Raw genomic sequence first — 10733 nt, forward strand, 5'->3', positions numbered from 1 at the left:
GACTCCCTGTGGCGCACGCTGGAGAGCACCGGCCCCGACACCGCCGTCTCCGTCATCCTCAAGCTGCGCGGTGAGATGGCGCGCCGGGGAAGGGCGCCCGCGCACGCCGGTGCAGGGGGCGCCTGCGCAGGGCCGTCCCGCCCGTGCGGGGCTCGTCACCCGACGCTGAACGCACCGTCCGGGGGCAGCGGGCTGTCCGTCGCGTCGGCGTCCGTCACCGGCCCGGTGCGGCCGCAGAAGGCGGCGAGGTCCGCGCCGTCCGTCAGCCGGGCCGGGAAGATGTCGGCGGCCAGGCTGCGGGCCAGCTCCGCCACCGGGAGCGGGGCGGTCGAGCCGGCCAGCAGGATGTTGCCGTAGCGGCGCCCGCGCAGCACCGGGGCCTCCGCGATCAGGCAGACCTCCGGGAAGACGGCGCGCAGGGTGGCCGCCTGGGCGCGGGCGAAGGCGAGCGGCGGGCCGTCGGCGAGGTTCGCGGCGTAGCAGCCGCCGGGGCGCAGCGCGGCGGCGGCCAGCCGGAGGAACTCCACCGAGGTGAGGTGCGCGGGGGTGCGCGAGCCGTGGAAGACGTCGGCGACGACGAGGTCCAGCGAGCCCGCCGGGACGGCCGCGAGCGCGGCCCGGGCGTCGCCGACCGTGGCCGTGATGTCGACGCCGGGCCCCTGCCAGGGCAGCTGCTCCTCGACGAGGGCGACCAGCGGGCCGTCGACCTCGGCCACCTGCTGGCGCGAGCCGGGCCGGGTGGCGGCGAGATAGCGGGGCAGGGTGAGCGCGCCGCCGCCGAGGTGGAGGGCGTCGAGCGGCTGCCCCGCGGGGGCGACGGCGTCCACGAGGTGGCCGATCCGGCGGGTGTACTCGAACTCGAGGTGGGTCGGGTCGGCCAGGTCGACGTAGGACTGCGGGGTGTCGTCCAGGGTGAGCAGCCAGCCGCTGTCGCGGTCGATGTCGGGCATCAGCCTGGCCAGCCCGAGGTCGGTCCTCCGCGCGACCGGGACGGGGTCCTCGGTGGTCACTCGGCGCGCTCCGGGGCCGGCAGGTAGGCGTCGAGCCAGCGGTCGAGCTCGGTGAAGAACTGGGTGCGCGCGTCCGGACCGGAGAGGACGAGGTCGTGCATGCCGTCCTTGATCCGGACGATGGTGACGTTCCGGCCGAGGCGCGGGCCGACGGCGGCGATGTCGTCGGCGCGCAGCACGGCGTCGGCGTGGTGCAGCGCAGCCTGCCACTTGGTGGTGGAGATCGACGCGGTGGAGGCCATCAGCAGGACGGGGACGTCGATGCCGAGGCCGCGCCGGGCCTGCCGCTGGCCGCGCTGGATGGCCGCGAGCCAGCCGGCGTACAGCGGGAAGCCCTCGGCGGGCTTCATCCGGAGGTCGAACTCCCATTCGCCGCGGTGGGCGCGGTGCAGGCTGTGCACGTAGTGCGGGTTGAGCGTGGAGGGGAGCTTGCGGGTGGTGGCGAAGCGGCCGAGCGCGTCGACCGCGGGCGCGCCGATGGCGCGGACGGCGGGGCCGGCGGGCAGGGACAGGAACGGGCTGTTGAGGAAGAGCCCGTCGACGACGCCCCGCCCGGCCCGGCGGCCGGCCCAGAGCGCGGTGACCAGGCCGCCGGTGGAGTGGCCGTTGACCAGCAGCTGCCGGTGGCCGTCCTGCTCGCGGATGACCCGGACGGCCGCGTCCAGCTCCTCGTCGTAGGCGGCGAGGTCGCGGACGAAGTTCGGCGAGTGGTGGGGGCGCAGCGAGCGGCCGTACTTGCGCAGGTCGAGGGCGTAGAACGAGTAGCCGCGTTCGACGTAGTGGTCGGCCAGGTGGGTCTGGAAGAAGTAGTCGACGTAGCCGTGGACGTACAGCACGGCCCGGTCGCTGCCGGGGACCAGCCGCCGGACCAGGGTGGCGCTGACGTCGCCCTCCTCGTCGGGGGTGAGCGGCAGCTCGGCCGACTCGTAGGGGGCGCCCAGAATGTCTTCCCGGAATTCCATGCCCGTCGTTCCCATTCCTCTGCTCCGACCTGCTCCGACGTGCTCCGACGTGCCGTGCCCTGACCTGGCCTGACCTGGCCTGACCTGACGTGCCGTGTCCTGTCCGGGCCCGGCCCCGCCCAGCCCGGCCGGCGGTGACCGGCCCCGTGTGTTCAGGAGCACCGACGATACCGGCCGGTAGCCCGGAGCGCGGCACCGCGGTCGCTGCGCCGCGGGTGCTCCCCCGCTCCCGGTGCGCCTGCTGTGCGCCCGTGTTCCTGTGGAACGCTACCCGGGCCACCGTCACTCCCCTTGTCGATGAAGCGAGTCGAGGAGTCAGCATGCCGCAGGGGCACCATCCACAGGCCGGCCACGGCGACCCGTCCCTCTACCGGACGCCCGCCGAGGCGATCGCCGCGCCGCCGGAGAGGCTGGCCTACGTGGCCGGGTTCGACCGGTCGGCGCGGCGGCCGGACGCGCTGATCACCGTGGACACCGATCCGGCCTCCCCGACGTACGGGCGGGTGCTCAACTTCGCCGAGCTGCCGGGGCTCGGGGACGAGCTGCACCACTTCGGCTGGAACGCCTGCTCCAGCGCGCTGGCGCACGCCTGCCACGAGAACCCGGAGCGGCGGTACCTGCTGCTGCCCGGGCTGCGGTCGTCCCGGCTGCACGTGATGGACACCCGGCCGGACCCGGTGCGGCCGCGGCTGGTGAAGACCGTCCCGGCCGAGGAGCTGGCGGCCAGAGCGGGGTACTCGCGGCCGCACACGCTGCACTGCGGGCCGGACGGCGTCTTCCTGTCCTGCCTGGGCGGCGGGGACGGTGCCGACGGCCCGGGCGGGGTGGCGCTGCTCGACCACACCACCTTCGACGTGCTGCGCGCTTGGGAGACGGAGCGCGGGCCGCAGCACTTCGCCTACGACGTGTGGTGGCACCTGGGGACCAACGTGGCCGTGACCAGCGAGTGGGGCACGCCGTCGATGGTCGAGGACGGCGTGGTGCCGGAGCTGCTGCTCGGCCGCAAGTACGGGCACGCGCTGCACTTCTGGGAGCTGGACTCGGGGCGGCACCTGCAGCGGATCGACCTCGGCGACCGGTACCAGATGGTGCTGGAGCTGCGGCCCGCGCACGACCCGCAGGCCGAGTGGGGGTTCGTGGGCGTGGTCGCCGACGTGGAGGACCTCTCCGCCTCGGTCTGGCTCTGGTACCGGGACGGCGCGGCGTTCACCGCGCGCAAGGTGATCGAGATCCCGGCCGAGCCGGCGAAGGCCGAGGACCTGCCGCCGGCCCTGCAGCCGTTCGGGGCGGTTCCGCCGCTGGTGACGGACATCAACCTGTCGGTGGACGACCGCTGGCTGTACGTCTCCGCCTGGGGCACCGGCGAGCTGTTCCAGTACGACGTCTCCGACCCGTTCCACCCGCGGCTCGCCGGTTCGGTGCGCCTGGGCGGGGTGGCCGCGCGGACCCCGCACCCGGCCGAGCCGGGCCGGCCGCTGAGCGGCGCGCCGCAGATGGTCGAGATCAGCCGGGACGGCCGGCGGCTGTACCTGACCAACTCGCTGTACGGCGCCTGGGACGACCAGTTCTACCCGGACGGAATCGAGCCGTGGCTGGTCAAGCTGGACGCCGACACCGAGGCGGGCGGCCTGACCGTCGACCCGCGCTTCTACCCGCACGGGGCGGACTTCCGGGGCCTGCGGGTGCACCAGACGCACCTGGCGGGCGGGGACGCCTCCTCGGACTCGTACTGCTTCCGGTAGGCGGGGCCGGTACTCCGGCGGCCTGTGTTCCGGTGGGCGGGGGTCTCAGCGCCGGGCCACCGGGTCGTGGTGCACGCGGGCGGGCGGCAGGCCCGCGGCGACCAGCCGGGTGCGGACCTCGTCCACCAGGCCGGCCGGGCCGCTGACGCAGGCGAGGTGGTCGGTCCAGTCGCCGCCGCGGCCGACCGCCTCGGCGAGCCGGCGGCGGCCCGCCGGACCGTCGTCGGCGACCGGGACCAGCTCCAACCAGGGCTTGCGGCCGCCGAGTTCGGTGAGCGCGGGCCAGTCGTAGAGGTCGGCGCGGTCCCGGGCACCGACGAACAGGTGGACCCTGCGGCCGCGCGGGCGGTGCGCGGCCACCTGCTCGACGATCGCCTTCATCGGCGCCAGCCCGGTCCCGCCGGCCACCAGCAGCAGGTCGCGGGTGTCGTCCTCGGGCATCAGCGAGCCGCGCGGCGGGCCGAGCCGCAGCCGGTCGCCGACGGCGGTCCGCTCGACCAGTGCCGCGCTGACGCCGCCCGGGCCGGTGCGGCGCACGTGGAACTCGACCTCGTTGTCGGAGCGCGGCGCGCAGCCCATCGAGTACTGGCGCCAGGTGTGCGGCAGCAGCGGGTGCTCGACGGTGCCGTACTGGCCGGCCCGGTACGGGTAGGGCTCGCCGGTGCGGACCCGGACCACGGCGAGGTCGGGGCGGCGGCGCTCGTGGCCGACCACCACGGCGTGCCAGTACGGGGGTTCGGTGAGCGCGGACTCGGCACCGGCCACCATGGCCGCGACGGCGAACCGGAGCATCCGGACCCACGCCGCCTCCAGCTCCCCCGACCATCCGGAGCCGGCCCGGTGGCGGATCGCCTCGCACAGGGCCTCCTCGAAGGCCTCGTAGTGGACCGGCCGGACGCCCAGCTTGCGGTGGTCGCGGCCGAGCCGGGCGAGCGTGCCGGCGAGCTCGTCGGGCCGGTCGAGGTGCTCGACCAGGTAGCTGAACATCCGTGCCAGGTGGGTCTGCTGGAACTCCATCGAGGCGGGGAAGAGCGCGCGCAGGTAGGGGCGGCGGGTGAACATGAACGCGTACAGGTGGTCGATCAGGTCGGCGAACGGGGTGACCAGGCCGATGGTCTGCAGGATCAGCCGCTGGTCGGCGGCGCCGTCGTAACCCGCGCCGCCGTCGCCCGCGCCGTCACCGCTCTCACCGCTCTCATCGCCGTAGCCGCCGTAGCCGCCGTGGTGGCCGGTACCCGCGCCGACGGGCGGGTACGCCGCGCCCGGGTGGCCCGTCGCCGGCGCGAGGAGCTGCCGGCGCAGGCGCATGGCCTGGTGGCGCGCGATCAACCGGTCGTACTCGGTGGTGCTACTGGTCTCCATGAAGCGGAGCCTAACTGTCCGTCAGTTTCCTTACGGACCACCGGTGTTCACCATGACGGCCGGTTCCGGGCAGGGCGGGGCCCGGACGGCGGCAGGTCCAGTAAACGACCGGACGGGAGGCCGGAAACAGGGCCGGCGGTCCCGCCCGGACCGGGACCACCGGACTAACGCGGCGTCTCCGAAGGGGACTCCTGGCCCGGCGCCCCGGCCTGGCCGGACCGCTCCCCGGCGCCGCCGGGGAGGTGGCCGGGTCCGGACCCCGCCACCGGGGCGGTCGCGACCCAACTGGCCAGCAGCCGAAGCGACTCGGCGGAGGTCGAGCCGGGGTCGGCGTGGTAGGTGACCAGCACCAGATCCGGGTCGTCGGCCGGGCGCAGGGTCTCGTACCGCAGGGTCAGCCGGCCGACCACCGGGTGGTGCAGCTCCTTGGTGCCGTGGCCCTTGTCGCGGATATCGTGGGCGGCCCAGAGCCGGCGGAAGTCGACGCTCTTGAGCGAGAGTTCACCGATCAGCGAGGTCAGCCGGGGGTCATCCGGGTCCCGTCCGGCATCCAGCCGCAGCATGCCGACGACGTCGGTCGCCTTGCCCTCCCAGTCGTCGTACAGCTCGCGCGCGGCCGGGTCGAGGAAGACGTGCCAAGCCATGTTGCGCAGCTCGGGCGGCATCGCCGGGAGGTCGCCGAGCAGGGCGGTGCCGAGCCGGTTCCAGCCGACGATGTCCAGCCGCCGGCCGAGCACGTACGCGGGCACGCCCTCCATCGCGTCGAGCAGTTGCTGCAGCGCCGGGCGGAGCCGCTGCGGGCGGGCGGCCGCGGCGCGCCCGCTCCGGCGGCGGACCGGCTTGGTGATCCGCTGGAGGTGTTCGCGCTCGGCGGTGGTGAGCCGCAGCGCGCGGGCGATCGAGTCCAGCACGGCGGCGGAGACGGACTCGCCGTGCCCCTGTTCCAGCCGGATGTAGTAGGCCGTGCTCACGCCCGCCAGCTGCGCCAGCTCCTCCCGCCGCAGCCCGGGGACGCGCCGCCGCCCGCCGGTGTCGGGCAGGCCGACGTCCTCCGGCCTCAGCCGGGCCCGCCGCGACCGGAGGAATTCGCTGAGTTCGGTGCGCTGGTCCATGCGGCCAGTATGAGGGTGAGACTCCCGGTCGTACGTTGGGCGTGCGTACGACCGGCGTGCGTACGACAAGTGCTGGTCTGGTTACCGCGGGCGAGCCGCCGCAGGCTGGAGCACATGACGAACACGACGAACGCCACGAACACCGCGAACGCCGGGAACCCGGCGAACGGGACCGACCCGAAGCCGCGGACCGTCGCCGCGTACGCCGCCCCCGCGCCGAAGGCGCCGCTGGCGAGGACCACGATCGAGCGCCGGGCGCTGGGCGCGCACGACATCCTGATCGACGTCCGCTTCGCGGGCATCTGCCACTCCGACATCCACCAGGTCGGCGAGGAGTGGGGCGACGGGATCTTCCCGATGGTGCCGGGCCACGAGATCGCCGGCGTGGTCGCCGAGGTCGGCCCGGGCGTGACCCGCTGGGCGGTCGGCGACCGGGTCGGGGTCGGCTGCTTCGTCGACTCCTGCCGGGAGTGCGACAACTGCCGGGCCGGGCTGCAGCAGTTCTGCACCGGCACCCCGGGCACGGTCTTCACCTACAACGGCGTGGGCCGCGACGGCGAGCCCACCCACGGCGGCTACTCCACGCAGCTGGTGGTGGACGAGGGCTATGCGCTGCGCATCCCGGACGCCCTGCCGCTGGACGTCGCCGCACCGCTGCTCTGCGCCGGCATCACGCTGTACTCGCCGCTCAACCGCTGGGGCGCCGGCCCCGGCAGGAAGGTCGCGATCGTCGGCCTCGGCGGCCTCGGGCACATGGGCGTGAAGATCGCACACGCCAAGGGCGCGGAGGTGACCGTCCTCAGCCAGTCGCTGCGCAAGCGCGAGGACGGCCTCAAGCTCGGCGCCGACGACTACCGCGCCACCTCCGACCCGGCCACCTTCACCGACCTGGCCGGCACCTTCGACCTCATCGTCAACACCGTCTCCGCCGACCTCGACCTCAGCGCCTACCTCGGCCTGCTGAGGACCGACGGCACCCTCGTCCAGGTCGGCGCACCGGAGAAGCCGGTCACGGTCAACGCCCACGCCCTGCTCGGCGGCCGCAAGTCGCTCTCCGGCTCGATGATCGGCGGCCTGCCGGAGACCCAGGAGATGCTGGACTTCTGCGCCGAGCACGGCATCGGCGCCGAGATCGAGCTGATCCGCGCCGACCAGATCAACGACGCCTACGCCCGCGTCCTGGCCAGCGACGTCCGCTACCGCTTCGTGATCGACACCTCCACCATCTGACCCCCGCACGCACGATCACCACGACGCCCCGCCCCCGGTGCTCTCCCATCACCGGAGGCGGGGCGCCGCGTCGGACCGGGCCGGCTCAGGCGGTCTGGGCCGGTCCGGCCGGCTCGGTGCGGGCCGCGCGGCGGAGCCGGCGGCGGCGCGGGGGCTGGTCGGGCAGCCAGCCGAAGGTGAGGCAGGCGCCGAGGACGCCGAGGATCATGCCGAGCAGGAAGCCGCCCAGGTTGGAGGTGATCCAGCTGGCCAGCGAGCTCAGCACGGCGAGGACGGAGTAGAACAGCCGCTGGGCGGGGTTGAGCAGGATGAGGACGCCGCAGACCGCCATCACGACCGGCACCAGGTAGCCGGCCAGCCCCTGCATCCCGATGTGCAGGACGACGGGCAGCGGGGCCCGCAGGGTGAAGAGGATCTCGGCGCCGCCCAGCAGCACCAGCAGGCCGCCCCAGAACGGCCGCCGGCCGCGCCAGCCCCGCCACCCGCGGGCGGCCGGGACGGCCTGGGCGGCACGGGCGGCGTCCGGTGCCGGCGGTGCATCCGGCGCGGGCTGCGCATCCGGTGCGGCTGGGGACGCCTCGGACGCCTGGGACGGGCCGGCGCCGGCGGCCGCCCCGGGTACGGGATCGGCCACCGTCAGCAGCCCTCCGAGCTGAAGCTCAGCCGCAGGTTGGGCAGTTTGAAGGCGCCCGCGGTGGTGGCGTAGTTGTGCTGCCGCAGGTTCTTGATGTTGACGGTGTCGGCCTGCTGCCCGAACACGCCCGGCAGGCCCTTCACGCCCGCCTTGGTGAACGTGCTGGCGTCGCCGCCGATCTCGATGTTCTTGAACGACGCGTCGCCGGAGAGCAGGTCGGAGTCGGTGGTCAGGTCGGTGGCGGTGACCGGGGTGCCGGCATCGCCGGCCTTGATCAGCAGGTTGATGCCGCCCAGGTCGACGCTCTGGCAGAGCTTGGTCAGCTCGGCCTGCTTGATCGCCGACACGGCGACCAGGACCTGCCCGCCGGTGTCGCCCTGGTTCGGGCTGCCCTCGATCATGTGGTCCAGGCTGCCGAACTGCTCGAAGCCGACGCCGTCCAGGTTGTCGGCGGTGACGGTGAACGGCATGCCGGAGATGGCGAACTGGGCGGCGAGCACGCCCTGCGCCGTGAGCGCCATCAGGACGGCGCCGGCGGCGACGGCGGGCACGGCCATCAGTGCGGTGCGCCGCAGCCGGACCCGGCCTCTTCCGGTCTCGGCGGGTGCGGCGGTGCTTGCGGGCGTGGGGGCGGCGTCCTCGGACGTGGCCATGTGTGCTCCCTCGGGTGGTGGGTGTGCAGGCACTGGCACGTTGTCCTGGCGCGGACAGCGTTCTGCGGCCCGGCCGGCGGCCCGCCCCGTGGCAGCGGGGCGGACCGGTCGGACCGCAGGCGGTAACCAGGAAGCTACTGCCCGGTATCGGGACGGTCAATACGGGTGCACGAAGGATCACCGACGGCTCTCGGCAAGGATCTTGATGATCAGTCAGTTCCGGCCGCGAGCCGCCGCTGCGCCTCGGCCGGTCCGAGGAACGGCGCCAGGCAGAACAGGCTCAACGCCGGGAGCAGCTCGGGCAGTTCCTCGGTGCGGCCGGCGTCCACCGCCCGGTGGAGCGTGCGGTAGACGCCGCCGACCACCGCGTCCACCAGCGCCTCCACCCCGACGCCGCCCGGAGGTTCGGGCACCTCGGCGAAGAACACCCGGAACCGGTCCAGGAGTTGGGCGATCTCCCGGCGCCCCGCCGGGCCGACCGCCTCGATCTCGATGACCGCCATGGTGGCGAACGCCGGCACGCCGGCCAGCAGGTTGAGCAGCGCGCGCAGCGCCTCGCGGATGCCGGTGCACCAGTCGCCGGCCGCCGCGAAGGCCGCCGCCATCCGCCGCATGACCACCCCGGTGCCGTAGCGGTGGGCGGCCAGGAAGGCGTCCTCCTTGCCGCTGAACAGCTCGTAGAAGACCGGCCTGGTCACCCCCGCCGCGCGGCAGATGTCGCTCACCGTGGCGTGCTGGTAGCCGTGCTGGGCCACGGTGTGGACCAGGCCGTCGAGCAGTCGTTCGCGCTGGGTGGCGGCCACCACCCCGGGCGGCAGCCGGCTCGGGCCGCGCTTGATCGAGCGGGCCGGGTCGCGGCCGGTGCGCGCGCCCGGCAGCAGCAGCGCCTCGGCGCCGTGGAGGGCATCCGGGTTCATCGCCAACTCCCGTGCTGTGTCTTGACATTGACGCAAGGGCTGGTTTACAACACTCGCAGGTTTCCAATCGAACGGCGTTCCGCCGCCGGAAACCTTCCCGCGTTCCGACTGCTCAGTATGGCGAACGCATGCGCCGGTGGCAGCCGTCGTCGTGCACCCCACGCACTCCCTGCACCTCCTCGCCGTACGGGCGGGCCCGTGGCGCCGGGCCCGCCGCAGCACCGGGCGCACCTTCCCCCACACCGCACCGCCGACGCGCCGCCGCGCGCCCTGGCGCGTCACCCCGGCACCGTCCCGCCGCGCAGCACCGCCCGGCGTGACCGCGCGGGCTCCCCCACCCGACTCCGCACGGAGAGAGGCACCCTCATGCGCATCCGCCGTACCCTCGGCGCCGCGGCCCTGGCCGCCGCCGCCCTGGCCACCGCCGCCGGCGCCCCCGCCCAGGCGGCCGGTCCGGCCGTCCTGACCCACGGCAGCGCCGGCGGCACCGCCGTCGCCGTCGGCGACGTGCTCACCGCCGGCCTGGCCCCCGGCAACTACGCCACCTTCTACTCCAGCGCGACCGGGACGAGCGGCATCAAGTGCGCCGTCTCCTCGTTCTCGGCCACCGTCACCGCCAACCCGGACGCACCGGGCGTGGCCACCGAGCAGCTCAACAGCCACACCTTCGGCTCCTGCACCGCCAACGTCATCGGCGTCATGTCCGTACAGAGCATCACGGTCAACAACCTGCCGTACACCAACGCGGTGAGCGACGCCGCGGGCAACCCCGTCACGCTCGGCCCGGGCGGCGCGGGCCCGCTGCAGACCACCGTGGTGCTGAACACCATCCTCGGCACCACGACCTGCGTCTACCGCGCGCCCGGCAGCATCTCCGGCACCACCAACAACACCGGGCAGACCATCGGCTTCGCCGCCCAGCCGTTCACCAAGGTCTCCGGCCCGAGCACCTGCTTCGCCACCGGCTGGTTCTCGGCGACGTACGGCCCGGTGATCGACAGCTCGGTGGCCGGCAGCCCGCACGTCTACGTCAACTGACCACCGCCACAGGTCAGTAGGGCACGGAGGAGAAGGGCACGGAAAGCGGGCGGCGGACGGCGACCGGGTCGCC

Annotated in this window: 10 protein-coding genes; 3 read left to right on the top strand and 7 right to left on the bottom strand. The window is 74.3% G+C overall.

Annotated elements, in window-relative coordinates:
* Positions 1-155: 155 nt before the first annotated feature.
* The gene (locus tag ABZ885_RS28230; protein WP_360194408.1) at positions 156-950 is read right to left on the bottom strand and encodes a fused MFS/spermidine synthase; all 795 of its coding nucleotides are present in this window, start codon (positions 948-950) and stop codon (positions 156-158) included.
* A 56-nt stretch (positions 951-1006) separates the two neighbouring features.
* Positions 1007-1972, bottom strand: a complete 966-nt coding sequence (locus tag ABZ885_RS28235) for an alpha/beta hydrolase (protein ID WP_360194382.1) — start codon at positions 1970-1972, stop codon at positions 1007-1009.
* 320 nt (positions 1973-2292) lie between these two features.
* Between ABZ885_RS28235 and ABZ885_RS28240 the strand changes: the two genes are divergently transcribed.
* Complete coding sequence (locus tag ABZ885_RS28240) at positions 2293-3714, top strand: selenium-binding protein SBP56-related protein (RefSeq protein ID WP_360194385.1); 1422 nt, start codon at positions 2293-2295, stop codon at positions 3712-3714.
* A 45-nt stretch (positions 3715-3759) separates the two neighbouring features.
* On the opposite strand, the gene ABZ885_RS28245 is transcribed toward ABZ885_RS28240, so the two are convergent.
* Together ABZ885_RS28245 and ABZ885_RS28250 are read right to left on the bottom strand one after the other, a co-directional pair.
* Positions 3760-5076 (bottom strand): globin domain-containing protein, encoded by a 1317-nt coding sequence (locus ABZ885_RS28245; RefSeq protein ID WP_360194388.1) that lies wholly within the window; start codon positions 5074-5076, stop codon positions 3760-3762.
* A gap of 164 nt (positions 5077-5240) precedes the next feature.
* A complete protein-coding gene (locus tag ABZ885_RS28250; protein WP_360194391.1) occupies positions 5241-6188 on the bottom strand; it encodes a helix-turn-helix transcriptional regulator in 948 nt (315 codons plus the stop codon).
* Positions 6189-6302: 114 nt separating this feature from the next.
* On the opposite strand from ABZ885_RS28250, the gene ABZ885_RS28255 reads away from it, so the two are divergent.
* Entirely contained in the window at positions 6303-7418 is a 1116-nt protein-coding gene (locus ABZ885_RS28255; RefSeq protein ID WP_360194394.1) for an NAD(P)-dependent alcohol dehydrogenase, read from the top strand.
* Positions 7419-7503: 85 nt separating this feature from the next.
* Here ABZ885_RS28255 and ABZ885_RS28260 read toward each other — a convergent pair whose 3' ends face one another.
* From ABZ885_RS28260 to ABZ885_RS28270, 3 genes are all read right to left on the bottom strand, one after another.
* Entirely contained in the window at positions 7504-8052 is a 549-nt protein-coding gene (locus ABZ885_RS28260) for a DUF6114 domain-containing protein (protein ID WP_360194397.1), read from the bottom strand.
* Between the two features lie 2 nt (positions 8053-8054).
* Positions 8055-8705, bottom strand: coding sequence for a DUF6230 family protein (locus tag ABZ885_RS28265; RefSeq protein WP_360194399.1), 651 nt, complete (start codon positions 8703-8705; stop codon positions 8055-8057).
* A 209-nt stretch (positions 8706-8914) separates the two neighbouring features.
* Positions 8915-9622 carry a helix-turn-helix domain-containing protein gene (locus ABZ885_RS28270; RefSeq protein ID WP_360194402.1) on the bottom strand — a complete coding sequence of 236 codons (708 nt, stop codon included), beginning with the start codon at positions 9620-9622 and terminating at the stop codon, positions 8915-8917.
* Between the two features lie 366 nt (positions 9623-9988).
* Between ABZ885_RS28270 and ABZ885_RS28275 the strand changes: the two genes are divergently transcribed.
* Positions 9989-10660, top strand: coding sequence for a Tat pathway signal sequence domain protein (locus ABZ885_RS28275; protein ID WP_360194405.1), 672 nt, complete (start codon positions 9989-9991; stop codon positions 10658-10660).
* The last annotated feature ends 73 nt before the right edge of the window (positions 10661-10733 follow it).

The sequence above is a fragment of the Kitasatospora sp. NPDC047058 genome, assembly GCF_040643935.1.
Classification (GTDB): Bacteria; Actinomycetota; Actinomycetes; order Streptomycetales; family Streptomycetaceae; genus Kitasatospora.

Bases quoted from the DNA above. Each gene is read 5' to 3' on its own strand.
- ABZ885_RS28240 (WP_360194385.1), top strand. From the start codon at position 2,293: ATGCCGCAGGGGCACCATCCACAGGCCGGCCACGGCGACCCGTCCCTC.
- ABZ885_RS28255 (WP_360194394.1), top strand. From the start codon at position 6,303: ATGACGAACACGACGAACGCCACGAACACCGCGAACGCCGGGAACCCG.
- ABZ885_RS28275 (WP_360194405.1), top strand. From the start codon at position 9,989: ATGCGCATCCGCCGTACCCTCGGCGCCGCGGCCCTGGCCGCCGCCGCC.
- ABZ885_RS28250 (WP_360194391.1), bottom strand. From the start codon at position 6,188: ATGGACCAGCGCACCGAACTCAGCGAATTCCTCCGGTCGCGGCGGGCC.
- ABZ885_RS28265 (WP_360194399.1), bottom strand. From the start codon at position 8,705: ATGGCCACGTCCGAGGACGCCGCCCCCACGCCCGCAAGCACCGCCGCA.
- ABZ885_RS28245 (WP_360194388.1), bottom strand. From the start codon at position 5,076: ATGGAGACCAGTAGCACCACCGAGTACGACCGGTTGATCGCGCGCCAC.
- ABZ885_RS28230 (WP_360194408.1), bottom strand. From the start codon at position 950: ATGCCCGACATCGACCGCGACAGCGGCTGGCTGCTCACCCTGGACGAC.
- ABZ885_RS28235 (WP_360194382.1), bottom strand. From the start codon at position 1,972: ATGGAATTCCGGGAAGACATTCTGGGCGCCCCCTACGAGTCGGCCGAG.
- ABZ885_RS28270 (WP_360194402.1), bottom strand. From the start codon at position 9,622: ATGAACCCGGATGCCCTCCACGGCGCCGAGGCGCTGCTGCTGCCGGGC.